At 67.4% G+C, this 25,112-nt stretch carries 19 protein-coding genes and 4 pseudogenes; 11 read left to right on the top strand and 12 right to left on the bottom strand.

Translation table 11 applies throughout. The annotated features are described in order from the left end of the window. Positions 1 to 75: 75 nt before the first annotated feature. The gene (locus K1J60_RS46180) at positions 76 to 795 is read left to right on the top strand and encodes a transposase (RefSeq protein ID WP_259407994.1); all 720 of its coding nucleotides are present in this window, start codon (positions 76 to 78) and stop codon (positions 793 to 795) included. A 16-nt stretch (positions 796 to 811) separates the two neighbouring features. Here the strand turns inward: K1J60_RS46180 and K1J60_RS30790 are convergent, their stop codons facing one another. The 3 genes and pseudogenes from K1J60_RS30790 to istA all read right to left on the bottom strand — a co-directional run. After that, the gene (locus K1J60_RS30790) at positions 812 to 2,017 is read right to left on the bottom strand and encodes an IS256 family transposase (protein ID WP_259408336.1); all 1,206 of its coding nucleotides are present in this window, start codon (positions 2,015 to 2,017) and stop codon (positions 812 to 814) included. A gap of 202 nt (positions 2,018 to 2,219) precedes the next feature. Beyond that, positions 2,220 to 2,999 carry an IS21-like element helper ATPase IstB gene (gene istB / locus K1J60_RS30785; protein ID WP_220649054.1) on the bottom strand — a complete coding sequence of 260 codons (780 nt, stop codon included), beginning with the start codon at positions 2,997 to 2,999 and terminating at the stop codon, positions 2,220 to 2,222. A gap of 183 nt (positions 3,000 to 3,182) precedes the next feature. Next, positions 3,183 to 4,346 (bottom strand): annotated as a pseudogene (istA, locus tag K1J60_RS30780) (IS21 family transposase); the annotation flags it as partial. A 406-nt stretch (positions 4,347 to 4,752) separates the two neighbouring features. Here istA and K1J60_RS30775 point away from each other — a divergent pair. Beyond that, positions 4,753 to 5,580, top strand: a pseudogene (locus K1J60_RS30775) (IS5 family transposase); the annotation flags it as partial. A gap of 25 nt (positions 5,581 to 5,605) precedes the next feature. On the opposite strand, the pseudogene K1J60_RS46795 reads toward K1J60_RS30775, so the two are convergent. Beyond that, a pseudogene (locus tag K1J60_RS46795) lies at positions 5,606 to 6,141 on the bottom strand (hypothetical protein). A gap of 827 nt (positions 6,142 to 6,968) precedes the next feature. Continuing rightward, positions 6,969 to 7,786, bottom strand: a protein-coding gene (locus K1J60_RS30770) for an IS5 family transposase (RefSeq protein WP_450166656.1) whose coding sequence is annotated in 2 segments (ribosomal slippage) — positions 6,969 to 7,441 and positions 7,441 to 7,786 — 819 coding nt in all. Because the reading frame shifts where the segments join, the coding sequence is not laid out codon by codon here. Positions 7,787 to 7,980: 194 nt separating this feature from the next. Here K1J60_RS30770 and K1J60_RS30765 point away from each other — a divergent pair. Continuing rightward, complete coding sequence (locus tag K1J60_RS30765) at positions 7,981 to 8,631, top strand: arsenate reductase/protein-tyrosine-phosphatase family protein (protein WP_259407993.1); 651 nt, start codon at positions 7,981 to 7,983, stop codon at positions 8,629 to 8,631. 57 nt (positions 8,632 to 8,688) lie between these two features. On the opposite strand, the gene K1J60_RS30760 is transcribed toward K1J60_RS30765, so the two are convergent. From K1J60_RS30760 to K1J60_RS30750, 3 genes and pseudogenes are all read right to left on the bottom strand, one after another. Further along, on the bottom strand, positions 8,689 to 10,542 hold the full coding sequence (locus tag K1J60_RS30760) for a DUF4012 domain-containing protein (RefSeq protein ID WP_259407992.1): 1,854 nt from the start codon (positions 10,540 to 10,542) through the stop codon (positions 8,689 to 8,691). A 13-nt stretch (positions 10,543 to 10,555) separates the two neighbouring features. Continuing rightward, positions 10,556 to 11,398 carry a hypothetical protein gene (locus tag K1J60_RS30755; RefSeq protein WP_220649053.1) on the bottom strand — a complete coding sequence of 281 codons (843 nt, stop codon included), beginning with the start codon at positions 11,396 to 11,398 and terminating at the stop codon, positions 10,556 to 10,558. Positions 11,399 to 11,582: 184 nt separating this feature from the next. Then, a pseudogene (locus tag K1J60_RS30750) lies at positions 11,583 to 12,173 on the bottom strand (sugar transferase); the annotation flags it as partial. Positions 12,174 to 12,433: 260 nt separating this feature from the next. On the opposite strand from K1J60_RS30750, the gene K1J60_RS30745 reads away from it, so the two are divergent. From K1J60_RS30745 to K1J60_RS30715, 7 genes are all read left to right on the top strand, one after another. After that, complete coding sequence (locus K1J60_RS30745; protein ID WP_220649051.1) at positions 12,434 to 13,435, top strand: UDP-glucuronic acid decarboxylase family protein; 1,002 nt, start codon at positions 12,434 to 12,436, stop codon at positions 13,433 to 13,435. Positions 13,436 to 13,500: 65 nt separating this feature from the next. Beyond that, positions 13,501 to 14,385 (top strand): WecB/TagA/CpsF family glycosyltransferase, encoded by an 885-nt coding sequence (locus K1J60_RS30740; protein ID WP_259407991.1) that lies wholly within the window; start codon positions 13,501 to 13,503, stop codon positions 14,383 to 14,385. Positions 14,386 to 14,636: 251 nt separating this feature from the next. Continuing rightward, entirely contained in the window at positions 14,637 to 15,167 is a 531-nt protein-coding gene (locus K1J60_RS30735; protein ID WP_259407990.1) for an SAM-dependent methyltransferase, read from the top strand. Positions 15,168 to 15,181: 14 nt separating this feature from the next. Further along, positions 15,182 to 16,462 (top strand): glycosyltransferase family 4 protein, encoded by a 1,281-nt coding sequence (locus tag K1J60_RS30730; protein ID WP_220649049.1) that lies wholly within the window; start codon positions 15,182 to 15,184, stop codon positions 16,460 to 16,462. A 148-nt stretch (positions 16,463 to 16,610) separates the two neighbouring features. Next, positions 16,611 to 17,519 carry a glycosyltransferase family 2 protein gene (locus K1J60_RS30725; RefSeq protein ID WP_259407989.1) on the top strand — a complete coding sequence of 303 codons (909 nt, stop codon included), beginning with the start codon at positions 16,611 to 16,613 and terminating at the stop codon, positions 17,517 to 17,519. 46 nt (positions 17,520 to 17,565) lie between these two features. Further along, entirely contained in the window at positions 17,566 to 18,315 is a 750-nt protein-coding gene (locus K1J60_RS30720; RefSeq protein ID WP_220649047.1) for a class I SAM-dependent DNA methyltransferase, read from the top strand. After that, a complete protein-coding gene (locus K1J60_RS30715; protein ID WP_220649046.1) occupies positions 18,312 to 19,241 on the top strand; it encodes a phosphotransferase in 930 nt (309 codons plus the stop codon). The genes K1J60_RS30720 and K1J60_RS30715 overlap by 4 nt, the downstream gene beginning before the upstream one ends. A 90-nt stretch (positions 19,242 to 19,331) precedes the next feature. On the opposite strand, the gene K1J60_RS30710 is transcribed toward K1J60_RS30715, so the two are convergent. The 3 genes from K1J60_RS30710 to K1J60_RS30700 form a co-directional block, all read right to left on the bottom strand. Then, positions 19,332 to 20,564: a lipopolysaccharide biosynthesis protein gene (locus tag K1J60_RS30710; protein ID WP_220649045.1), complete on the bottom strand. Its 1,233-nt coding sequence runs from the start codon at positions 20,562 to 20,564 to the stop codon at positions 19,332 to 19,334. A gap of 133 nt (positions 20,565 to 20,697) precedes the next feature. Beyond that, entirely contained in the window at positions 20,698 to 22,077 is a 1,380-nt protein-coding gene (locus K1J60_RS30705) for an O-antigen ligase family protein (RefSeq protein ID WP_220649044.1), read from the bottom strand. Between the two features lie 244 nt (positions 22,078 to 22,321). Then, entirely contained in the window at positions 22,322 to 23,077 is a 756-nt protein-coding gene (locus tag K1J60_RS30700; protein ID WP_220649043.1) for an O-methyltransferase, read from the bottom strand. A gap of 379 nt (positions 23,078 to 23,456) precedes the next feature. Between K1J60_RS30700 and K1J60_RS30695 the strand changes: the two genes are divergently transcribed. Then, entirely contained in the window at positions 23,457 to 23,690 is a 234-nt protein-coding gene (locus K1J60_RS30695; RefSeq protein WP_220649042.1) for a hypothetical protein, read from the top strand. Between the two features lie 179 nt (positions 23,691 to 23,869). Here K1J60_RS30695 and gmd read toward each other — a convergent pair whose 3' ends face one another. Continuing rightward, a complete protein-coding gene (gmd, locus tag K1J60_RS30690; RefSeq protein ID WP_220649041.1) occupies positions 23,870 to 24,961 on the bottom strand; it encodes a GDP-mannose 4,6-dehydratase in 1,092 nt (363 codons plus the stop codon). Positions 24,962 to 25,112: the final 151 nt, after the last annotated feature.

Here is a 25,112-nt window from a genome sequence, read left to right as displayed (position 1 = left end):
CGGCACGGACACATCATCAGCTGGAAGGGGTTCGCCGCTCACCTGACCGAGACCTGTGCTCCCGACGGCCCCAACGTGATCACGGATGTCGCCACCACCGCGGCCACCACCCACGACAGCCAGGTCCTGCCCGGCATCCACACCCGCCTCTCCCGCCGCGGGCTGCTGCCCGCCGAGCACCTGGTCGACGCCGGCTACACCTCCCTGCCCCACCTGGAACAAGCCGCCCGCGAACACCAGGTCACCGTCTCCGGACCGCTGAAGAGCAACCCCACGCACCAGCATCGCCGCAACGAGGGCTTCGCCCGGGACGACTTCCATATCGACTTCGATCGTCAGCAGGTCACCTGTCCCCAGGGACAGGTCAGCGCGGGCTGGCACGGCCCCTACCCGACCTCCTCGTCCACCGCGGCACCTCTGATCGTGGCACGGTTCACCAAGAGCCAGTGCCGTCCCTGCCCGGCCCGCGCCCAGTGCACCAGCACCGCCGACAGCGCCCGCACCGTGGGTTTTCCCCCGCGCGAACTCCGTGACCTGCAACTCCGCGTCCGCGCCGAACAGCAGACGCCCGAGTGGAAGGCCCGATACGCGGTCCGCTCCGGAGTGGAAGGCACGGTCAACGAGTTCGCCCACGGACACGGCATGCGGCGCTGCCGCTACCGAGGACAGGCAAAGGCCCACGTCCAGCACGTCCTGACAGCCATCGCCGTCAACATCGAGCGCCTCAGCGGACTGTCACCAACCGCGGAAACCCCCACGCCCCGCCGTGTCGGGGTGTGTCAATTTAACGGCTGATCTTGGTTGTTGATGGTCAGTTGTTGCTCGGGGTGAGGCGGCCTTCGAAGGCGATCTGGAACGCGTTCAGGGGTGCTTTCCAGCGCATGGTCCACCTCTTGCGGCCCTTGCCGGTCGGGTCCAGGCTCATCAGCGCCATGTAGATGCACTTGAGGGCGGCGGCCTCGTTGGGGAAGTGCCCGCGGGCCCGGACGGCCCTGCGGATGCGGGCGTTGACGCTCTCGATCGCGTTCGTGCTGCAGATGACCTTGCGGATCTCGACGTCGAAGGAGAGGAAGGGCACGAACTCGGCCCAGGCGTCCGACCACAGCTTCACGATCGCCGGATACTTTCGGCCCCACGTCTCCTGGAACTCGAGGAACCGCTCCGTCGCCGCGTCCTCGCTGGGCGCGGTGTAGACGGGCTTGAGAGCCTTGGCGACCTTGTCCCAGTCCTGGCGGGCCGCATATCGGAACGAGTTCCGCAGCAGGTGAACCACACACGTCTGGACGATCGTGCGAGGCCAGACGGTCTCCACCGCCTCGGGAAGGCCCTTCGGCCCGTCGCAGACCAGCATCAGCACGTCGTCCAGGCCGCGGTTCTTCAGCTCGGTGAACACGTGCAGCCAGTACTTGGCGCCCTCTCCGCCGTCGCCGGCCCAGATGCCGAGGATGTCGCGGGTCCCGTCCACCGTCACCGCCATCACGACATAGACCGGACGGTTCGCGATCTGCCCGTCCCTGATCTTGACGTTGATGGCATCCACGAACAAAACCGGGTAAACACGGTCGAGGGGACGGTTCTGCCACTCGGCCATGCCCTCCATCACCTTGTCGGTAATGGTGGAGATGGTCTGCTTGGACACCTCGGCCCCGTAGACCTCGGCCAGGTGAGCGGCGATCTCGCCGTGCGTGAGCCCCTTCGCGGACAACGACAGCACCATCTCGTCGACCCCGGTCAGCCGCCGCTGCCGCTTCCTGACGATCTGCGGCTCGAACGTGCCCGCAGTGTCACGCGGCACCTTGACCTCGACCGGCCCGACGTCGGTCAGCACAGTCTTGGCCCGGCCCCCGTTTCGGGAGTTGCCACTGCCCCGGCCGGCCGCATCGTGCTTCTCATAGCCGAGGTGATCGGCGATCTCACCGTCCAGCGCAGACTCCAGGACCCGCTTGGTCAGCTGCTGCAGCAGCCCACCCTGCCCAGTCAGCTGCAGTCCCTCCGACCGGGCCCGTTCCACCAGCATCGCGACCAGCTGCTCATCCGACACGGGGACGGACGGCCCGGACTGGGCACTCTCGACAGGTTCCACGGTCTCCAACTCAACGGCGGTATCAGCCACTTGACGTCTCTCCCATGATCGTCGGATCCGCCGTTAGATTTACACTCCCCCGTGTCGGCGTACTCTCCCTTCGGGCTGGGCCGGTACGTTTGAATGTCCCCAGTTGTTAGGCCACGTCGGTCTCTCGCTCGATGGCCTGGAGGCGGTTCTTGAGCCGGTAGCTCGGGCCGTTGATCGCGATCACTTCGCAGTGGTGCAGGAGGCGGTCGAGGATGGCGGTGGCGAGGACCTCGTCGCCGAAGACCTGGCCCCATTCGCTGAAGGTCTTGTTCGAGGTCAGGATGATGGAGCCCTTCTCGTAGCGCTTGGAGATGACCTGGAAGACCAGGTTCGCCTCGGCGCGTTCGAGGGGCTGGTAGCCCACTTCGTCGACCACGAGGACGCTCGGCCGCAGGTAGGTGCCGAGTTTGTTGACCAGTCGGCCTGCCGCTTCGGCGGCCTTCAGGCTGCGGACCATGTCGTCGAGGCTGGTGAAGTAGATCGAGTAGCCGGCCCGGCAGGCCGCGACCGCGAGAGCGACGGCGATATGCGTCTTGCCCACCCCGGGTGGCCCCAGCAGCGCGGCGTTCGCCTTGCCGTCGACGAAGGAGAGGCTGGCGAGGTCTTTGACCTTGCGAGGGTCGAGCTCGGGCTGGAAGGAGAAGTCGTACTCGTCCAGCGTCTTGTGGTGCGGCAGCTTCGACAGCCGCAGGCCCTGGCGGAAGCGGCGGTCGTCGCGGACGGCGAGTTCTTCGGACAGGACCAGGTCGAGGAAGTCGAGGTAGCCCATCTTCGCCTCGTCGGCCCGGCGGGCGTATTCGTTGATGGTTTCCGCGAGGTGGGGCAGGCCGAGCTTGCCGGCCGTGGTGCGGATGCGGGTGCCGGTCAGTTCGTCATAGACCGACAACGGCCGTCTCCCGACCTCGATCTGGGTTGCAGCGGCCCGGTTCAACAGGGCCTGCAACGGCCCGATGCGACCGGACACGGAGGACTCGCTCCGCGGTGGTGGCGGCTCGTCGCCCGTCGTGGTGCGGCGGTTCTTGCCGGTCGGCAGGCCATCCCAGTGCTCGTCCTGCTTGACGACCACGCCGCGGCCGACTGCCCGCGGATGGCTGGACAGCAGGGTCTCGCCGCTGGCATCGGGGACCGTCGTGTGCAGCATGACCTGGGATTTTGTCGCTCTGATCTCGACCAGCTGACGCGGGCGGACCTTGCGGGCGGGCACCGAGTAGAGGTTTCCGCCGAACGCGACCAGGCAGTCCTTGCCGACCGGCCGCAGATGCCGCTCGGCCACCAGATAGGGCGAGGGCGGCAACGGCTTGAGGGCGGCGTGATCCCGGGCGGCGCGGTGTCCGATGACCTCGTGGTGGGTGGCGTGGGTGCGGGCGCGTCGCTGCGGCACCCACGCCATGAAGGCGGCATCCAGCTCCTCGAGCGAGGAGAACGCCCGGCCGGCCAGCACGTGATCACGCACGATCAACACCTGGCGTTCGACCCGGCCCTTGCCGGTGGGCCGGTAGGCGGCCAGCACGTCGATATCGAAGTCGTAGTGGCCGGCGAAGCCGACCGCTTCCGGATGCAGCAGCACCGCCTCGCCCGGGGCGACGTGCCGGCGCACGACGGTCTTGGTCCGGTCGTAGACGATCGACATCGGCACCCCGCCGAAGTGCGCAAACGCCCGCCGGTGGCAGTCGAAGAAGGTCTGCAGGTCCTGGCTCGTGGTGAAGCAGCAGAACGGATCGCGCGAGTACGACAGCACCATATGGAACGAGTAGACCTTCGGGATTCCCAGGTGGGCGAGGATCTTGCCTTCGTCGCCCCAGTCGACCTGAGCCTGGGCCCCGGGAACCACCTCGAAGCGGCGGTGCATACCCGCCAACTCCCGCGGCTCGATGCCCAGTTCACCCGCGATCCGCGGCCGTGCCTCCTGCAGATAGAGCTTGACCCGCTGATAGTTGATCGTCGAGCCGTACTCCTTCACCAGACGCTCGTGCACCACGGCGCCCTTGATGAGGATCTCTGCCCGCAGCATCGCGTCGATCAACGGGGCAACCTCGTCGACCACTTTCTTCCGGGGCCGGCCGTTCGACGTCCGCCTCGGCGGCACCGACGCCGCCGTGCTCGACAGATACTTGCGGACCGTCTTGCGGTCCAGCCCAGTCTCCTTGGCCACCTCCGTCAGACTGACCGCTCCTAACTCGACCAGAGCACGGAACCGCCGCAGTTCCAGCCAGCGCTGCGGGTCCAAAACCACCGCGTCACCGCCCTCCGCCACCCTTCACCGGACGAGCAGCAGACTGCCGGGCACCACGATTCACCGCACCATCAAACGGCCCTTTTCACTCGTACGCGACCGGGGACGATCGTGTGTACGCCGACACGCCGGCCGACTGCCTTCCAGAACTACCTCGACCAGCGCGAGATCCCTCGCCCGAAGTCCTGGCGAACCCTGGGCAGTTGACTCCGCCGAGTCCAAGATTCCCGACAGAGTCAAGCTCAGAAGCTGTTGTCTTTTCGATCTTGCGGGATGCGCGTCGAACGGGAGTCCCGATCGGGTGGTCGCGGGACGCTGGGCGCATACGGACAGGGCCTCCTGAACAGCTCGTTGGTGTCGAATCACCGAGCAGCAGGAGGCCCTGGTGCAGCAGTCTTGCGTGCCGATGGCCGGGCAGTCCAGCGCGGTCACCTGGGAGTGTGACTGCCTGGCTCACCGGTTCGGAAACGCCGCCGACAACGGGACGCGGCAGCCTCGCTATCCGACGGACATGACGGACGGGGAGTGGGCCGTCATCCGCCCGCTGCTGCCGGTGCCGGGCTGGATGCGTGGCCGGGGCGGCCGGCCGGAGGCGTACTGCCACCGGGTGATGCTCGATGCGATCCGGTATCTCGTGGACAACGGGATCAAGTGGCGAGCGATGCCCGTCGACTTTCCGCCGTGGGACCGCATTTACGCATTCTTCCGCCGCTGGCGCGACAACTTGCTGGTCAAGGAGTTCCACGACCGGTTGCGCGCGAGGGTGCGCGAGGAGTTGGGGCGGGATGCGGAGCCGACGGCCGCAGTGATCGATTCGCAGTCCGTCAAGGCGGACGCCGTCGTCGGTGGGGACAGTCGGGGCTTCGACGGCGGCAAGCTGATCAACGGCCGCAAGCGGCACGTCGTGGTCGACACGCTCGGTCTGCTGCTGGGCGTAATGGTCACCGCCGCGGACACCGGCGACCGCATCGCCGCCCAGGTCCTGCTCGGGCAGCTCGCCGACGTGCACCACCGCCTCGAACTGGTCTGGGCCGACGACGGCTACACCGGCAGCCTCGTCGAGTACTGCCTGGCCACGTTCACCCTGGTCCTGGCGATCGTCAAACGCAGCGACGACCAGAAGGGGTTCGTGGTGCTGCCAAAGCGGTGGATCGTCGAGCGCCTCTTCGCCCACCTGATGCGAAGCCGCCGTCTGGTGCGCGACTTCGAGCGGCGCACCACCAGCGCCGAGGCGATGATCTACTGGTCGATGACCCTGCTCATGACGCGCCGCCTGGCCCGGTCACGCCTGCCGCGAGGTGAACCGGCCCGGCTGCCGCTCGGCCAGCCAACCCCGCGCGACCAGGCGTTTCGCCTTCGACCGCAGTGCCTCCACCCGCGCCGGCACCACGTCCATGCCGAACAACGCGGCCATCTCCTGGCAGGTCAGCGGCCCTTGATGGAGCCGGTCCCGGTCTGCGAGCGCCGTGAGGATGCGCTGGTAGTCGACCGACAGCGCCGACCAGGCCAGCCCCTGGCGCCACGCCGACACCTGCGACTTCGGCTTCGCCGCGTCCCGGGGTTCCGTCGGCGCGTCCGCATCCCGCCGATCGCCGGTGGCCTCCGTGCCGGCGGTGTCGCCGCTATCCGGAGCCAGCACCGTGTCGACCCGCCTGCGGGCAATCGCCCACTCCTGCCATTCCTGCTCAGCCGCAGCCAGCTCGGCCTGGATGCGGCCGGCCTCCTCCCGCAGCCCGTCGACTCGACGGCGAGCTGCGAGCTCGTGCTGTTCCAGCAGTCCGACAACCGACGGCATCCGTGACCTCCCGGGGAACGACGACCCGACAGGCCACGACTCCCACGGAATCACCACTGCTATCCCCGACCAGCGGAAATGCACCCATCACGCCCGAAAAGACAACAGCTTCTCATCTATGCCTGTGGCCCCCCTCCTCGCAGCAACGCGGCTGGACAAGGACGGGCTGCTGCCGCCGGACACCACGGTCTGGCTGCACCGCGACTGACGGACCCGTGACAGGGGTCGGCGCCCGACGTCCGCCCGCGCCCCCAGACCCCCAGTATCCACCAGGGCCTGTCCGGTGTTCCTCCCCGCCCACCTGGTGGGCCCTGGTCCAACCGCGCAAAGCGAAACTCACAGCTCCGCCGCCGGGACGGTGCTCCGGCGCGAGCGCCAAGTCAATCGTCCGCACCGGCTCGTCCGGACAAAGCAGCACATCGCGCAACTCGAGCAAGGTGGCGACCGAGCCTGCGGCGGAGATGATGCGGTCGTGCCCTCCGGGGAGTTCGACGAACCTCCAGTCGGCTCGGCTTCGCGCATAGGCGGCGTACAGTTCGACACCGGGGAACGCGGCATGGCGTACGACGTTGCCGACGAGCTCGCTGACCAGGAGTTCGGTGTGGTGACGAGGTCGTCCGAGCCCCACGACGCCAGTTTCTCGCGGACGTATTCGCGTGCCTGCCCTGCCGCCCGGAGATCGCTGGGAAGACTGCATGTCGCCACGTCATCGGGAGCGGTGGGCCGGGTATGGGCGATGAGCAGGACCGCGTCGTCGTCAGTCTGCCCTACGCCGCCGGATCTTCCCGCTGTGCGCGGCCAGAGCGGTGGACTCGGCGTAAGAGGTCCTAACAAAGGCGTTGGACGTGGCGGTGGGTGATCAGGCAGGTGGCGAGGCCGAGGAAGGCTTCGTGGATGTCGTCGCGTCGTTCCCAGCGGATCCGTAGGCGGCGGAAGCCGTGCAGCCAGGCGATCGTGCGCTCGACCACGTAGCGGAAGATGCCCAGGCCGGAGCCGTGTGGCTGGCCTCGCTCGGCGATGACCGGGCGGATGCCGCGCGCCCACAGCAGCCGGCGGTACTTGTCGTGGTCGTAGCCGCGGTCGGCGAGGAGTGCGTTGGGCCGGCGTCGGAGCCGGCCGACGACGCCGGCCACGGCGGGGACCTTGTCGAGCAGCGGCAGGAGTTGGGTGACGTCGTTGCGGTTGCCGCCGGTCAGGGAGGCTGCGAGCGGGATGCCTTGGCCGTCGGTGAGGACGTGGTGCTTGCTGCCCGGCCGTGCGCGGTCGACCGGGCTGGGCCCGCTTTTGGGCCCCTTCGGGCCGCCCTGACGTGGGAGGAGTCGATCACCGCCCGCGACCAGTCCAGCTTCTTCGCCGCCCGCAGCTTCTTCAGTAGCACCAGGTGCAGTTTGTCCCACACGCCTGCTTCGTTCCACGCGGCCAGGCGCCGCCAGCACGTCATGCCGGAGCCGAAGCCCAGCTCCTGCGGCAGGTACTCCCACTGGATACCGGTGTGCAGCACGAACAGGATCCCGCACAACGCCTGCCGGTCCGGCACCCGAGGCCGGCCCTCCACCAGCTTCGGACCCGGCTCGGGCAACAACGGCTCGATCAGCGACCACAGTTCATCCGACACGATCCATGGCCGCGACTGTCGCTTTCCCACGACCAGACCAACGACCACCCACACCGAAAGTCACTTGATCAACAACTTCTGTTAGGGCCTCTAAGTCCGGCTCTCCCTACGTTGCTTGCGGGCGCGCGGGCGACAGGGACGCCCGAGGCAGCATCCGTGTTCCTGCGTCGGGTCACCCGGTGAGGCGCGCCCCAGACGACCACACGTGGCGGGATACTTCCCCCATGAGCCCTTCCCCTGCCTCGCCGATGCCGGGGCGCAGGGGCGCGCACTTTCGCGTGCTCGTCGTCTGCACGGGAAATCTGCACCGCTCCCCACTGGCCGAGCGCCTGCTGACGGCCCGGCTCGCCGCGTCTCCAGAAACATCGGAGAGTTTCCGGGTGAGCAGCGCCGGCACCGCAGCCATGGCGGGAACGCCCATGGACCCGGCCGCGGCAACCCTCCTCGTCGAGTTGGGCGGGGATCCGTGCGGCGCGCTCGCTCGCCGGCTGACGGCAGCACTGGTGGAGGACGCCGACCTGGTGCTGGGGGCTGCCACGGAGCACCGCGAGGCGGCCGTGCGACTGTCTCCGCTGTGGGCCTTGCAGCGGGCTTTCACCTTGCGTGAGTTCGGCCGGTTGCTGAGTCCGGAGGACGCCGCGGGTGCGACGGACCCTGCCGAGCGAGCCTCAGCGCTGGTCAGGGGCGCCGCGGCACGGCGTGGAACTGACGGCAACGGTGCGGACGACGATGACGTGGCTGATCCCTACGGTGCCCCCATGCGGGTGGCGCGGGAGACCGCGGCACGCATCGCCGAGCCGGTGGAGCGGATCGCCGCAGCTGTACTGGGCCTGCCCCTTGACGGTGAGCACCTCACGCTCGAATCCCGAGCCTGAGGGATCCCCGAGGCGGCAAGGCGGCTGGAAGCCAAGAGCGAGGAACAAGCCGAGCAGTCAGTCACCACACGCCGGGTACGGCCGCACCGTGGCCCGCAAGGGCCGCACCATCGGCTGGCGCAGCAGCAACGGAGGACGGCTTGAGGGGCTCTCCAGCAGGCGCAATTCCAGGGTGCGGGTGGAACCTGCGGGCAGCTCCAGGTCAAGGGTGTAGACCGGGTGACCGCGCTCGGCAGCTTGGTTCACCATGACCGGTCGCCCGTCCAGAGCCGCCTTGGCCAGCCTCGCCCCCTTACTCGCGTAGTACGAAACCAGCAGACGGTTGTCGCCGGGCCGGGTCCGGTAAGAAGGGGCGTCCACTCGCTGGGTGACATACAGGGGGAGTCCGGAGGCCGGTGCTCTGTTGGTGAGGTCCACGGTCACGGTGACCTCACGACCGGCCGCGGCGCACCGGCCAGGAGCCCACTCCAGACGCCGGTCCAGGTAGTAGTCCAGCTTGGTGCCGGCCGCGTTGTTGACGACCAGTCCGGCGAGCGGGTCGGCGGTGTCGGGCAGGGTACCGCCGAACGGGCGTCGCCGGAGTTCACGCTGCTCGGACGGGTGAGCACTCCACATCTTGACCCGTCCCGACCTCATCTGCCCGCTCAGGGCGGCGAACAACGCGGTCCGTCGCGGCGAATCGTTCGCAACCCCCAGCAGCCTCCCCGCGACGGCGCGAGCCACGTTGAGGAAGAATGCCTTGCGCTCCCGAGTGTCCGCGTAGGCCGCGTAACTGCTGCGCTCGGTGAGATCCACGACATTGGCTGCGGTGACCGCGGTACCGTCGGGCAGACGGGCGGGGCCGGATGCGGTGAGCAGCCCTGCCAGAGCACTGGGATCGAGGGCGAAGGCGCCGTCCACCTTCTGACCTGTGTGATCCTCCCATGCGGCCGTCCAGATGCGGGCGGCGTACGGGAAGTGCGGACTGAGGTTGGAGTTGACCCAGGTAGTAGTGGGTGCGTTGTGCCCGTGCGACGCGGCGTACTCGTCGCCCGGGTCGACTGCCGCGACGGCGTCCGCCATCTCGGTGTCGTTGCCGAAGTATTCGAACGCCAGACGGCCCCGGTCCGCGGTGAGGACCGCGAACGCTCCGGGCAGCCCGCCGGTGCCACGCGCCTCGGCCGTGTTCTCGAACACCACCACGTACCGCCGTGGGCTCCGCTCTCCCAGCATCGACGGCAGCACACGCGCCGCCGCGGCGGCGTCGCCCGTGGCAGGGACGATCCGGTCGAGTTTCCGGGCAAGCTGGGCTCGCGCCCGGTCGACGGCGGGCAGCCAGGTATCGCGAGGCAACTCGTTGACCTCGCGACGCACATCGGAGGCGCTGCGCGAGGCCTGATCGAGGACCGGAGCGGCGCGGCGGAGCGCGGGGAGACTCAGGTGACCACCGTCTTTGGCCGTGTCGGCGGTGAGTTGGGGGGCGGTGTCCGCCAGCGGGGAGAGCACCTCGCGGGTCAACCGCTCAGCAGCCTCCGCGGCCCCGCGCACGGTGCGGACGGGACCACCGAGGACAGGCACGTGCGCGGCGGAGTACCAGGCCGGACCGGTGGTGAGACTGTGTGCTCGCGCAGCATGTGCGGCGGCTGCGCGCACGGCGGCGTCGGGCTTCTGCTTCACCGGCACGGCACCTCCCGCGGACACTTCCGCGAGGGGACCTGCTGCAATCTGTTGCCGCAGCGAGTTCAAGGCCTGTTGAGAGGCCAGCAGCTCGTCATGGGCGAGCAGGCCGGTGACGACGATCCACCCGGCGCCGGCCAGAGGCAGGCCCGCGAGGGCGGCCACGAGCAGCCCGGCACGACGGTGACGGAGCCACCGGACCAGGCTGTCGGCATAGTTCGGCTCGGTGGTTCTCCTGAGGCGCGGCATTCGCATGCTGCAGGCCGGCTCAGCCCTGTTCGGTGCGAGTGTGACGGCGCCGTACGACCGTGACCGCCTTGACAGCGATGGCGGCCAGCCCGGCAGCTCCGCCCGCCAGCGCCCAGCTCGTACCCGGGCCGGTCTCCGCCGGCACCGTGCTGCCACTCACCGGACTGGTCGCGCCGTAGCCGGCCAGAGCAAGGTCTCCCTGCTGACTCGTCGTCCCGACGGAGCCGGGCTGCTCCCCGGCGGCACCGGTACTCAGGGCGAGGGTCTTTCCGTTGCCGACGACCTTGACGGTGCCGGGTCGACCTTCGGCGCCACCTTCCAGGGGGAGGCTCGCCCCGTCCGCGCTTCCCTCCCGGGGGCCGTGCCCGTTCCCGGGGCCGTTCCCGTGCTCATTCCCGGCCCCGTTCTTTGCCGTCACCGTCACGGGTGCGGAGACGCTTCCCGACTCCTCGCCGGTGAGCGTGAACAGGTAGGGTCCGGGAGGAGTGTTCTTGGGCACCTGGAAGCACCCGAACACCGTGCCCCTCGCGTTGGCCTGGTAGGTCGCGTCCTGGTCCTTGCACTTGCCCCCGCCGCCCCCGCCGCCTTCACCGTCCCCGCTGCGGGGCGATCCGCTGAGGGTGGTCGAGGACTGCGGGACGAGCGCTGCGGTGACCACCTCGCCGGACTCGAACCCCTCTGCGACGAAGTAGATCACTCCGCCCGCGGGCACCGTGGTAGTGCTCAACTCCGGTGGGTAGGGCTGGTAGACACTCGTGGGCGCATCGGCATACGCGGCCTGGGCGGTCGCCAGCGGTACGGCGGCAACGAAAGTGACGGCTGTGGCAGCCAGGGCGGCCCGCCACGGCGAGGACTTGATCATCTTGCACCAATCTCCCAGCTGATCTCGCGTCCGGATGGCGGCGCCGCCAATAAATGCCAACATTCTTCCATATGTCCATATCCCCTCGGGAATTAACGTGAGACGCCTCAAGTTCCCCCCAATGGCGCACTCCCAAGATCCACGCGGCCACACCGGATGCGGCGGCGGCTCGGCGCCGGCGGTGTCAGTACGCACCGTCGCCGCGCAGTACGACAGGCAGCGTCCTCGCAAGGATGACCAGGTCCTTCCGGATCGACCAGGTGTCGACGTATTCCAGGTCCAGGCGCAGGGCCTCCTCCCATGCGAGGTCGGACCGGCCGCTGATCTGCCACAAGCCGGTGAGCCCCGGCCGGACCAGCAGGCGACGCCGGGCCTCCCCAGTGAACACCGAGTCCTCGACCGGCAACGGCCGAGGGCCGACCAACGACATATGCCCCATCAGCACGTTGAGCAGCTGCGGCAGCTCGTCCAGGGAGTAACGACGCAGCCAACGCCCCACAGGGGTGACACGGGGGTCCTCGCGAATCTTGAACAGTTGCCCGCCGGCTTCGTTTCGGTCGGCCAGCGCCACCCGCAATCCCTCGGAGCCGACCTGCATGGTGCGCAGCTTGAGGAGCTTGAACTCCTTGCCGCGCCAACCCGTGCGCCACTGACGGAACAGTGCGGGCCCCGGAGTGTCGGCCCGCACGGCGACGACGGCCGCGAGGAGCACCGGCGCTGCCAGCACGAGCAGCACTACGGCCCCCACCACGTCGATGGTCCGTTTGGCCGCCCGCCCCGCCCATCGCCGCAGGCGGCACGCGTTTGACCAGCAGCGAGTCGTCTCCGCAGCGGGTGCCGACATTCCGCGACCCTTCTCCTAGTGCGACAGACGAGTGAAAGGTGCTCCACCGCGAGGTGTTTCCACGCACTTGTCGTCTCATTTAACTCATGTCTGGCTAATAGATAGAAACACGACATGTGCCTGATTTTCGCCAATGACACTGCGGCTTGCCCCGTCCACCAGCTTGGGCAGGGCCTACCGAGAGGACCTACATGCGAGCGGTAGTGACGGGCGGGGCCGGGTTCGTCGGCTCCCACCTGTGTGAGCGACTGCTCCACGCGGGCCACGACGTGGTCTGCGTGGACAACTTCATGACATCCAGCGTCGACAACATCGAACATCTCATGGGCGAGCGACACTTCCGGTTCTGCCGCTGGGACGTCACTCAGGGGCTGGACGTGCCGGGGCCGGTGGACGCTGTCCTCCACCTGGCCTCGCCCGCCTCACCCGCGGACTACCTGAGACTGCCCCTGGAGACACTCCGTGTGGGCTCGGCCGGAACCTGGCACGCCCTGGACCTGGCCGCCGCGAAGCATGCTCGATTCCTGCTGACCTCCACCTCCGAGTCGTACGGCGACCCCCTGATCCACCCTCAGCCAGAGGACTACTGGGGCCATGTCAACCCGGTCGGTCCACGGTCGGTGTACGACGAAGCGAAACGCTTCGGCGAGGCACTGACCATGGCCTACCGCAGGAGCCGCGGCGTCGACGCCAAGATCGTGCGCATCTTCAACACCTTCGGCCCGCGGATGCGCCTGGACGACGGTCGGGCCATCCCCACCTTCATTCGCCAGGCACTGCGCGGAGAGCCGATCACCGTCACCGGAGACGGGAGTCAGACCCGATCCCTGTGCTATGTCGATGATGTGGTCGACGGGTTGATGCGGATGCTCGCCAGCAGCCATGGAGGGCCGGTCAACCTGGGCAATCCACACGAGGTCTCCATGCTCGAACTGGCCCAGTGGATCAGCAAACTCACCCAGTCCAGCTCCGACGTCACGCTGGTCCCCCGTCCTGAGGACGATCCGAAAAAGCGGCGTCCGGACATCACCTTGGCCCGCGACCTCCTGGGATGGGAGCCCACGACCCCGGTGGAGCGCGGCCTGTGCGACACCATCACCGACTTCCGACGCCGCCTGCCCTTCTCCGAGTTCGCCGAGCGCGACAACCGACCCGCCGCACTCCCGCTGAGCACCGAAGCCGCTTCCTCATGACCGCCCCACCAAGCTCACGAACGACAGGACCGACGTCGCCCGCTCCCGTGGTGGAGTGCCTGGGGGTGCCCATCACCGCGCACACCCGCGAGAGCGCGGCCCGCCACGTCGTGCGCCTCGCCCATCGGATCCACGCGGCACGCCATGGGGACACCGACGGACCGGACGCCCTCGGTGTCCCTCTTGGCAGTGATGTCCATCTGTCCAACGCGTACACGCTCGCCCTCGCGGACCGGGACCCCGAGCTGCACGGCATTCTGCGCTCGGCCTCTCTCAACCTCCCCGACGGACAGCCGGTCGTATGGGCCAACCAACTGCTCCACCGTGGTGCCACCCTGCCGAGCACGCGCGTCTACGGCCCCGACCTCCTGCTGGACGTCTTCGCCCTGACCCAGCACACCGAACTGAACCACTACCTGCTGGGCTCCACGCCCCAGGTGCTGGACGCGCTGCACCGGGAACTGCGACAGCGTTGTCCGGGGACGCGGATCGTCGGCACCAGTTCCCCGCCCTTCCGGCCGCTGTCCCCCGAGGAACTGCGGCAACAGATGGAGGACATCCGTTGCGTCGCCGCGGACATCGTCTGGGTGGGCCTCGGCACCCCCAAGCAGGATCGCTGGGCCGCCGACCTGTGTGCCGCACTTCCCGTGGTGGCCGTGGCCGTGGGCGCCGCCTTCGACTTCATCGCCGGTGCCAAGCGGCAGGCACCGCCATGGATACAGCGCAGCGGGCTGGAATGGCTGTTCCGACTGGGCAGCGAGCCGCGTCGGTTGTGGCGGCGCTACGTGTTCGGCAACGCGCGTTTCGTGCGCGGCGTGGTACGCCAGGCGAGCCGTCCACTGCGAACCGGCGGCGCTGCGGTGCACCCGGCGGCCGATTGCCTGAATTCGGGCCAACTCATCGGCCAGGAACGCGAGATTCCTGATGAGGTTCCTGGGGTACGGCCATGACGATCACTCCGGCGAAACCGTCTATGCGGGAGCTGCGAGAGCGTGAGCACCGAATCCGGCAAGAGTACGCAAAGGGCTCCCCGCATATCCGCCACCACACGATGCGTGACCGGCTGATCGGAAACCTGCGTGCCCTGGTGCAAGGGGTCATCGACCGGAATGGGCAATGCCGAGTGCTCGAACCGGGAGACAGGCACAGCAACTTCACCGATCATCTTGTGGCTGCACGAGCTCAGGTCATGTTGGCCGAGATGAGCGAACCGAGCGTCCGCTCTCTCCAGAGCCGATTCCGGCGCAATCCGAATGTCACCGTGCCGTACGACAAGGACGGCACCTCGCTCTGCCGAGCCGGGCCCGTCGACGCCGTCGCGCGCGTCTCCGTCCTGCGCCACCCGGACCGCCTGGGCACTGTCGAGCAGCTCATCGACCAAGTCGTTCCCGGCGGCGCGTTCCTGAGCGCCCAGGTTCCCCTGGCGTATCCCTGCCGCTCCCGGCTGTCCATGAGTCCGGACCGCAACGCGTACCTCCTCGGGCGAGGCTACGGCCGTGCCGCCCGCCTGCGCCGGCGGCGCGGCATCTACGACGAGGCCGACACGGTCGAGTACCACGTCGTCCGCGACGGCGCGGACGAGGAGGCCCTGCGCGACCTGCTCGACCCGGCCTTCCAGGACGTGGAGGTCAAGCTTCACCACCGGTCCGCCCGATCGGGACTGCTGCAGGCCGCCGGAGAACGGTTCTTCCCGACGACGGCCTTCGCACTCGTCGCCGGGAACCGCCGGTGACACGGTCATCACGCTTGTTCAACGACACGGATGCCGAGGAAGGCCGAGTGAACGAGACAGCTCACCTCCGGGCCGAGGGTCCGCCCGGGCGTCCCGCAACCTACCGAGTGGCGCTGGTGCACAGCTTCTACTCCTCGCTCCAGCCCAGCGGCGAGAACACCGTCGTGCTCGACCAGGCGGAGGCGCTGCGCGTCGCCGGGCACGAGGTGACCATCGTCGCCGCGCACACCGACGCGTTGCAGGCTGAGCCGGGGTATACCCTGCGGGCTGCGATCCGAGTCACGACCGGCCACGGTCGGTCGCCCCTGGCGGAACTGGAGCGACTGGCCCCTGATGTCGTTCACGTACATAACCTCTTCCCCAACTTCGGCACCAGCTGGCTGGAGCGCTGGCCTGGCGCCCTCGTCGCCACGGTGCACAACTACCGTCCGGCCTGCGCGGCCGGGACGCTCTTCCGTGACGGGAGGATGTGCACCGCATGTCCCGACGGAGAGCGGTGGGCGGGACTGCGGCACAGTTGCTACCGGAGCGCGCGCAGAGCGACGTTCCCCCTTGCGTGGGCCGGTAGAAGAGGTCCGGCAGCCCATCCCGTACTGCGTCGGGCCAACCGGCTGGTGGTGCTCTCCGAGTACAGCCGCGCCTTCTACCTTCGCTTCGGGCTGCCGGCGGAGAAATTCGCTCTGGTACCGAATTTCGTCGACGCCGCACGAGGCGTGCGCTCCCGGGACGCCTTGGAAGAACCGGGAACGGGCAGCCGGTGGGTCTTTGCGGGCCGGCTGAGCGAGGAGAAGGGCATCATCCCGCTACTGGAACACTGGCCGGCGAGCGAACGGCTGGACGTGATCGGGTCCGGACCGTTGGAGTGGGCTTGCAGGGAAGCCCTGCCCAAGGGGGGTCGAATCCTTGGCGCGCTCCCCCGTGAGCAGCTCCTGGGCCGACTGCCCCACTACACGGGACTGATCTTCCCAAGTGTCTGCCCCGAAATGGCACCTGTCATCTATCAGGAGGCCATGGCCGCGGGGGTGCCGGTGCTTGCCCTGAGCGGGTCAGCCGCGGCAGACAGTGTGCTTCGTGACGGTACGGGCGCGGTCTACCGGGGCGCCGGCGATTTGCCGCACGCGCTCACAGCGGCTCGCGACCTCTTTCCCGCACTGCGTGAGCACTGCCGGGAAGTACACGCCGAGCGGTACGCCGCAGCGTCGTGGACAGCCGCCATGGCTGCCGTCTACGAGAGCGCGGTGCAGCCGGCCGCGCATCGCCGGTCCCGAGGTGCCGGCACACCCTCGTCGCACTGACGCGGCGGCCTGGGCCCCACTCCGGCTCTCTTGACCGGCACTCGCCATCCGAGCGTGTCTCAGCGTGTCAATGTGCGGACGACAGGCTCGTCAAAAATAGGGTGGGCGCGGGCTCATCTCCGGTTATCGAGCCGCTTTCCGAGCGGGCATGGACAGGGAGAACCCATTGACAATCGGACGACCCACGATCGACATTCTCACGCCGAGTATGAACTATCGCCAATATATCGAGGACGCGGTGGTCTCGGTCGCACGTCAGTGCTACCCCGGTCTCAGACACATCGTGCAGGACGGGGCGTCCACTGACGGATCGGCGCAACTGCTGGAGGATCTTTCGCGACGGCACCCCCAGCTGGATCACAGGAGCATTCCCGATCGCGGGCAATCCGACGCGATGAACCGGGCTGCGGCCCGCGCCACGTCGGACTGGCTCGGCTGGCTCAACGCCGACGAATTCTACCTCCCGGACGCCGTCGCGGTGGTAGCCGACGTGATCGCCGCCGAACCGGAAACCGATGTGGTCTTCGGGGACTGCGTATTCGTGGATGCGCATGGCAGGTACCTGAGGCTCCTCCCCGCGCACCGCTTCTCGCACTTCACCTTGAGTAAGTACGGTTGCTTCATTCCGTCCTGCGCCACTTTCGTGCGCCGTCGCCGCTTGACGCAGACGTCTTGGGACCCACGGCTGCGCAGGGTCATGGACTGGAATCTGTGGCTCTCGCTGGCGGCCGACGGAGCACGTTTTCGCTACCTGCCCCGCCCGTTGGCGGCATATCGGGTGCATGACGCTCAAGTCACGCAACAACCCGCCGAGAGGTACCAGGCCGAGTTCGATCTCATGTCGTCGGTACACGGCCTGCCCAGAACAGCGCTAGCGCGACGCACCTCCCGTCTTGTGGGCATGTCAGTGCACGCCGCCCAGAAGGTGGCGAGCCATGGATACACCAGGCAGTTGCGGGCCAATCGGTTGGCCCGGAGCGAAGATCTTCGCTGGTGGTTGAACGAAAGTGCCCTACGTCGCGCCAAACAGCTGGTGGACGTACGGGTTTCCTCTTGAGAGGAAACCGAAATTCCCACTGTGACCGACAAGAAGAGGGTCCTGCATGATGCGTTCAGGCTGGAGCAACTATGAAACCAAGTTCGTCGACGAGGAACGGGTGGAACGTTACAATCGCCAGTACGACGAGGGTAGCTACGACGACCATGTGTGGCGTCTTGAAAGGCCTGTCCTCCTGGACGTGCTTCGGAGTGAGCGGGCACGTCGCGGATGCCTCAGGGTTCTCGACTTCGCCTGTGGAACCGGCCGCATTCTGCGAGGACTGGAAGGCGTGGCGGACGAGTTGACGGGCGTTGACATCTCGGCGGAGATGGCCAAGCACGCGGCCGAGGCCAGCCCCGAAGCACTCATCAGGACCGGCTGCGTACTCACCGAGAACCTGCTGGCAGGCCCGTACGATGCCGTCACTGTCTTTCGATTTCTTCTGAATGCGCCTGAAGAGGTCAGGGTGCCTGTTCTCCGCAAGATCAGGCAGCACATGGAGCCAGGTGCTCTCCTCATCCTGAACAACCATGGGCACTGTCCCAGTCTGCGGTCCATCGCCGTACGCGTGCCCAAGAGCAGGCCGGAGCGCCCGAACGAGCTGCGGCACAGGGACATCATCGAACTTCTGCACGCATCCGGATTCCGGGTCGAATCCCGCCGCGGCTTCTCGGCCTTCCCTCCCGTCCTGCACCGGAATCTGCCTGCTGCGGCTCTGAGAAGGGCCGATGCGGTCGCATGCAGGCCGCCTCTGCAGAGGATCACCGGAGGACTGATGGTCGAGCAGCTCTACATGGCGAGGGCTGTGAGATGACGAAGGTGGACGTTTCGCAGTTCACCTGGCAGCGCGGGCTGTTGCGCGCCGGCCCACTGGGCCGGCGTATCGAGTTGCGGAGCACGGGCGGACGACACGGCACGGCAGCCGCGCGCGTCATCGATCGGCCCTTGCGACCTGTCGGCCGTGCGGCCGCCCTCTTCGACCAGCTCATGATGCGCATGCAGATCGGGCCCAAGGTCGAAAATCCGCTGGCCTTCGCGGACACCTTCCTCCACGCGTTGCCCAAGGACGTCGACGGCATGGCCTTCATGCACTCGTCCACGCCGGGAAGATGCGTTGCCGCCCTCTCTGCTTCTGGCCGCCCTCGCTATGTGCTCAAGGTTGGCAACGGCGATGACCGGCGTCTCCAGAACGAAGGGGAAGTCCTCACAGAACTCCCCTCGATGGGGCTTCCGTTCAAGATCCCCGAACTCCTCTTCGCGGACTTCGTGGGGGACCACTTCGTGGTGATGAGTCGGGCCTGGTCGAACTGCCGCCAGGCGGGACTGCTCTCCCGCGACGAGCTGCTGGACATCACGGCGGCACTCGGCAGACCGGGCAACGGCACGTGCTCGTTGAGGCACGGCGACTTGGCGCCCTGGAACATCCTCAGAACTCCCCAAGGGCTGGGCATCGTCGACTGGGAGTGCGCGTCACTGGCCCAGCGTCCCTTGCGAGACGTCATTCACTACCTCGTCCAGGCGGGTGGGCACCTCCGATGGATCAAGGCGAGGGCTGTGGTCCGTGAACTGACCGAACCGCAGGGGACCTTGGCACAGCTTGCCACGCGTATCGGCTGCCCTCAGCCAGAGGTCGACCAAGCACTCCGGTCCTACTTCGCTTCGGCCCCCGCGGCGAGCATCCGACGGGTAGGCGAATTCCGCGACCACGTCGCCTCGAAGCTGGGCCTCAAGGTCACCTGACTCCACGCGCCCGCGGGACACCCGTGTGGACGCCCGAGGAATCCGTCAACGGCTCCGCCGAGGCATCGGGACGGCGTTCCGATGCCGGCACTACGCTGCCCTGCCACGACGACTGAAGACCCTGCGATGACAGGGGACGGTCACACACAGAAAGTGGGCACCGGCGGAGGCGAGCACAGGTCCTGCGGGTCCCATGAAGTAGGCCAGCGGAATCGACACCGCCAGGTTGACGACGGCTATGAGGACGGCACGCACAGCCTGGAAGCGGAGACCTGCCGGATCCGAGAACCACATCGCCACGGGGTAGTTCACCGCGTGGGTGAGGAGCAAGGCGGAAAAGGCAGCCATCAGCCCCGGCCCGACGGCAGCACGGTCGTGCAGCATCCAACTCGCCACAGTCGGGCCGGCGGTCACCAGCAGGACACTGATCACTAGGCCGCCCGCGGTGAAATACGCCGTGAGTTGCAGCAGTTGGCGACGCGGTGCCTGCGGGGAGGTACGACGATGCCTACTGAACATTCGCCACAGCGGCAGCGCCGCCGCTGCAACGAGCGCGGAGGCAGGAGCGTAGAGCTGGGCTCCCGCCGAATAGACGGCCACGGCGACAGGGGGCGCGACACTGCTGAGGACAAGGCGATCCGCACCATAGGCGACGGCGGAGGTCACCTTGATCACAGCCATAGGTCCTGCCAGTTGCATGATTCGGGTGCCTGGTGAGCGACGAAGCGGAAAGAGCACGACACGGAGCAAGCGCAGCCTCAGCATGCGGCCGGCCAGCATCAGGCTGGCCGCTCCGGCGGCACACTGTCCGACGAGCACAGATGCGACGAAGACCGCCGGAGGCGCGTCATACGCGGCACCGAGCAGTACGACGGTCAATGCGAGCAGCGTGCCGGCCCCTTGCAGCAGCACGGCGAAGTGATAGCGGCCCAGGCCCGCGAGCACCGATCCGCCCAGGCTGAGAGGCAGGCTGCAGCCGAACAGCACGGCAACGACGGCGATGCAGGGGGCGACATCCGCTCCGGACGCGCTGTCGAGCAGTGAGTCGGTCGCTCCCGAGGCGGCCGTCAGGACTCCGCACACGGCAATGGTTGAGCCTGCACACAGAAGTGTCCGGGCGCCCGCGGTGATGGTGCGGAGCATGTGCTCGCGGTCACGGCTGGAGAAGGCGTCGATCACGGCGGCTCCGACCCCGAGGTCGCAGACCGCGAGCAGGGTCGGCAACGTACTGACCAGGGCGACGAGCGCATAGCCGGCAATTCCGAGAGTCTCGACCACACTGCGCGCCGACAGCAGGGTGGCGGCTCCCCCCAGAACGAGCACAACGGCCTTTGCGGCTAACGATCTCAGGACGGCCTGTAGAGAGGGCCTGGATCCGACTGCGGACACGTCGGGGGCCTCGGTCTCCGAGCTTTCACGGGGCGATGAGCTCATCGATGTCACTTCCTGTGGCCGGTCACCGCTGATGTACAGCCCGTGCAGTCGGCTCCATGGGGAGGGGAGGAGCCGACTCGGCCACCACTGCCAGGGATCCGGCGCCCTCCGGAGGGGCTTCGATGAGGCGCCGCCCTCGGTATGGGACTGACGGGGCCACGTGAGCTGTTCTCGCCAAAGAGCGTCGCCGCCGATGGCTGCGAGCCAGGAGTACTCCCCCGGCCCAGAAGAAGGGGACTGCGCCGAACGGAGACTCCAACACAACGCCCAGCATCGCGATGACGAACAAGGACATCACCACGAGCACACACATGAACGTGAGTTCGTCCGGCTGATGTCGTGCCCACAGCTCCCTGATCGCGGCGGCGAGGACTGTGGCCAGAAGCGCGACGATCACGGTCAGTCCGAGGAGACCGAGCCGCGCAAAAACGGTCAGGAGGTAGTTGTGCGGGGAACGTACTCCCTGGTAGGTCTGCGAACCCAGCGCCACATCTGCATCCGCGTCCTTCAGAAAGTCGGGTCCGAAGCCGACACCGATCATTACCCGGGCCGGGTCGGCGAGCGTGAATCTGATGACCCTTTCCCACGCCACCTTCCTTGCGTTCGAGGTCCCTTCGGCACTGACGGCGAGCGTCTGAGAGGCTGCTGTCCGGTCCACAGTCGCGATCAGGCGCTGAGCGGCCGGGCTGCTCGGAAGCAGCACCATCAGCAGGATCACCGCCGACACACCGAGAGCCACCGTGCGAACCGAAGCCCTGGCGTTCCTGTTGGCACCGCCAGCCATAGCGGCCACGACGCAGATGCCGCAGGCAAGCAGACCTGCTCTGGAGTGCATGGTGAGAGCCAGAGCCACTGAGGCTCCGGCCAGCGATGCACTCATCCAGGTCCCCTCCTTGCGGCGGAACCGAAGGATCGACACTCCCGCCAGGATGCCGAGCAACGCTGTGTCGAGATCCGATCTCACTTCCGGGGTCGGACCGCTCCAGGACTCGCTGAGCGCCGATGAGAGGTCGGGCACCAGAACTACGCACGCCACCCAGCACAAGTGGATCACCAGTGCACCGTGGACAAGCCGGGCCGTCCGCCGCCGGTCGGGCTCACTCGCAAGGAGATATCCCCTTGCCGAGAGGTAGGCGACGGCCACATAGACGAAAGGCGCCGCGTCGCGTGCGATCAGTAGCGCCTCCCCCTCGGACGAGATGACGCGAACCAGCGTGGCGAGAACCACCAGTCCGACCAGGACACCGGGCCCCTGGTTGCTACCCGAGTGATGCTTGACCAGGAGGCGGGAACACACCGTGTGCAGAACGGCGGCAGCCAGCAGTACGTCGGCGATGTAGACGGGACCAATCGCGATATGGGATACCCAGCGTCCCCCGGCCAGGAGCAAAATGACGGCCATAGTGCCTGCGATCGCGTGACGTGTACGCCGGGAAGCCGATGAGAATGGCCGACTCGCAGGAAGGGTGTGAGCCGCTGAGGCATTCGCCTCCTCGGCGTCGACGGGAGCCGCCCTGACAGTCACGCTCACTCCCTACCGGTTGCGGCTCTGCCGGGTGCTCTGCTCAGCCATGCGAGCCGACACCGCAAGCCAGCATGACCGGTACCCCTGGTGCCGTCGGCGGCCCGGTGTGCAGCGACTGCGCTCACCGGCTGCCCGCACGGCACAGTGGCACACCGTCGTCCATGCTCCGCACGGCATCCAGCGCTGCCATCCTGTCGGCGAGGGTCGGAGCCGCCAGCAGTACGCAGCCGCGACGTGCGCCGGTTTCCTCGCCCGATGGACAGTTCGGCCAGAAGACCTTGTACTCCCCGACCGCATTGCCCAGGTACTCGACCGACAGCTGTGTCTCCGCGTATGTGTCGAACCCATAGCCGGGGTCATCGGGAACCTTGAAGTCGTCGATCAGGATCAACGAGTCCGTCCAACTGTCGGTGATGACAGCCACCTCTTCGCGGAGGGGCAGATCATCTTCCCAGTGGGCGTCGAGATAGAAGAGAACGCGGGACTTCGGGAACGAGGAGTTCTCGCGAAGTCCCTGGAGCGCCTTCCTGGAGTCCGACTTGATCACTCTGATGTCCGAGACGTTCCGGAAGCGTCGAGCTGCCAGACGAGCGAAGGCAGGCTCTTTCTCCACCGTGTACACGGGACGTCCGGAAACGTGCCACAGGAATTGCGTGGTGGCACCGCGGTAGGTTCCGGATTCGAAGACGGCCTGTGGCTGGAGCTCCTGAAGCAGGGAGCGGAACATCTCCTGACGGAAGCGCTGCCCGTTCAGGGCCGGCCATGCCGGGTAGAGCCATGGGTGCATCCTGCGAATTCCCGCAATCGGCTTGCGGATGAATCCCAGCAGAGGGACGGTGGCCGTTCGGGTCGTCTGCTCGCTTTGGTGGATTGTCATGGGATGCGCTACTCCCTCGCTCATTCTCTGCGTCATGGGCTGCGGACCGATTGGTTTGGGGTGTGGGACTCACCCGGGTTCGGAGAAGGGCTGACACCGTCGCTTTCCTCGCAACCAGCGATTTGGGAAGCCCGGCGAAGCGTTCGATCCAGATGCGGGAGGCGGGGAAGTAGGACCGCATCTCAGTCACCGACAGAAGCTCGACTTCCTGAACATGACGGAGCGCTTGCGCGCGTCCGGCGCGGGGGACGTGTCCGAACGGCCAGTGCTGGGAGACAGCGATACGAGCCCGGACCGGAAACCACTGGAGGCCGGGGAACAGCCAGTGCGGTTCGACAGGGAAGTACCGGTAGGGAGTCTGTACCCAGTGGTGGGTCCCGTGGCGGTGCACCGCTTCGGCGAACTGCTGCCGCCGGTAGTGGCCGCCGACGTGTTCAAGGACGGAGTTCGAGTAAACGAGGTCGAATCGCTCGGCCGACAAGTGGGCCGGCAGGAAGGGATCGCACGCGTCTCCCACGACCGGGATGACGCCGGGCTCTGCCTGCCGGGCGGTGTGCGGGTCGAGATTCACCGTCACCACATGCGCCAGCCGGACGGGTGCGCTGCGCCATGAAGCTGGGGTCCCGCCGAGATCCAGAACGCGCATCTCGGCCAGGTCGGGAAAGCAACGCAGCAGTTCGTGCCAGCGTTTGGCGCGAGCCGAGTGGGCGAGGGATCCGGGTCTTGAGGGGTCGGCGATGCTCGTCCGCATGCTGCTTCCTCGCTGCCCGCGTCTCCATGTGGCGATGCCGGTCACACGGGGTTCCTCTCTCCGGCAGTATCGGGGGCGGGCGCATCGTGGCAGAGCCTTTCCATCCGCAGCATCGGGGCGGGCGCGGGCAGGCTGTCCAGCGCGGAAGGCGCAGGTTCATGCGCCGCGATTTCGGCATCGACCATGAGACGGGCCAGCTCAGGGGCGCGGACTGTCGGGCACCATCCGAGGACCCGCTCGGCTTTCGTGGCATCACCGACCAGGTCGTCGACCTCGGTGGGCCTCAGATAACGCTCGTCGAACCGCACGTGGTCCTGCCAGTCAAGACCGACATGGGCGAAACAGTGTTCAACGAAGTCGCGCACGCTGTGGCTGGCGCCGGTGGCGACCACATAGTCATCCGGTTCCGCCTGTTGCAGCATCAGCCACATCGCCTCGACGTACTCGGCCGCGTACCCCCAGTCCCGTCGGGCGTCGAGATTGCCGAGGTAGACGACGTCCTGCAGACCCGCCTTGATGCGTGCGGCGGCCATGGCCACCTTGCGTGTGACGAAGGTGGGGCCACGGCGAGGGGACTCGTGGTTGAACAGAATGCCGTTGACCGCGTACATCCCGTACGCCTCGCGGTAGTTGCGGGTCGCCCAGTAGGCGTAGACCTTGGCGACACCGTAGGGAGAGCGAGGGTGGAAGGGCGTGTCCTCGTGCTGAGGCGGCGGCGAGGCTCCGAACATCTCCGAGCTGGAGGCCTGGTAGAAGCGGCAGGGAAGGCCCGTCGTCCTGATGGCCTCCAGCAGCCGCGTCGTTCCGAGCGCAGTGCTGTCACCCGTGAACTCCGGTTCGTCGAAGGAGACCCGGACGTGGGACTGAGCCGCCAAGTGGTAGACCTCGTCCGGCTGGACCTGCTCCAGGAGGCCGGCGATCCGGGTGCCGTCGGTGAGATCGCCGTAATGGAGGAACATGCGCGCCTCGGGATCGTGCGGATCCCGGTAGAGATGGTCGATGCGCTGCGTGTTGAAGGTCGAGGCGCGACGGACCATTCCGTGCACCACATAGCCCTTCTGCAGCAGCAGCTCCGCGAGGTAGGAGCCGTCCTGGCCGGTGATACCGGTGATGAGCGCCTTCTTGACAGTCACATGCACTCCTTGCTGCAGGGTGACGCAGATGAGCGGAACACGCCTCGTACGGTAGCCAAACCGGTTAATTCGCCTATGTAGCGATCGCAGCCATCTTTACTTGACTTAATGCGTATGCCTCTCATTTCACCATTGGTGTCGTACGGTGAGG

This window comes from Streptomyces akebiae, assembly GCF_019599145.1.
Lineage (GTDB): Bacteria > Actinomycetota > Actinomycetes > Streptomycetales > Streptomycetaceae > Streptomyces > Streptomyces akebiae.
Note: the sequence above shows the minus strand (reverse complement) of the source record. Positions and strands in the feature narration are given on the sequence as shown.

Excerpts from the sequence above, each read along its gene's own strand:
- K1J60_RS30715 (WP_220649046.1), top strand. The coding sequence starts at position 18,312 with ATGACGAAGGTGGACGTTTCGCAGTTCACCTGGCAGCGCGGGCTGTTG.
- K1J60_RS30735 (WP_259407990.1), top strand. The coding sequence starts at position 14,637 with ATGAGCGAACCGAGCGTCCGCTCTCTCCAGAGCCGATTCCGGCGCAAT.
- K1J60_RS30760 (WP_259407992.1), bottom strand. The coding sequence starts at position 10,542 with ATGCGAATGCCGCGCCTCAGGAGAACCACCGAGCCGAACTATGCCGAC.
- K1J60_RS30765 (WP_259407993.1), top strand. The coding sequence starts at position 7,981 with ATGAGCCCTTCCCCTGCCTCGCCGATGCCGGGGCGCAGGGGCGCGCAC.
- K1J60_RS30755 (WP_220649053.1), bottom strand. The coding sequence starts at position 11,398 with ATGATCAAGTCCTCGCCGTGGCGGGCCGCCCTGGCTGCCACAGCCGTC.
- K1J60_RS30700 (WP_220649043.1), bottom strand. The coding sequence starts at position 23,077 with ATGACAATCCACCAAAGCGAGCAGACGACCCGAACGGCCACCGTCCCT.
- K1J60_RS30790 (WP_259408336.1), bottom strand. The coding sequence starts at position 2,017 with ATGCTGGTGGAACGGGCCCGGTCGGAGGGACTGCAGCTGACTGGGCAG.
- K1J60_RS30720 (WP_220649047.1), top strand. The coding sequence starts at position 17,566 with ATGATGCGTTCAGGCTGGAGCAACTATGAAACCAAGTTCGTCGACGAG.
- K1J60_RS30725 (WP_259407989.1), top strand. The coding sequence starts at position 16,611 with ATGGACAGGGAGAACCCATTGACAATCGGACGACCCACGATCGACATT.
- K1J60_RS30745 (WP_220649051.1), top strand. The coding sequence starts at position 12,434 with ATGCGAGCGGTAGTGACGGGCGGGGCCGGGTTCGTCGGCTCCCACCTG.
- K1J60_RS30705 (WP_220649044.1), bottom strand. The coding sequence starts at position 22,077 with ATGGCCGTCATTTTGCTCCTGGCCGGGGGACGCTGGGTATCCCATATC.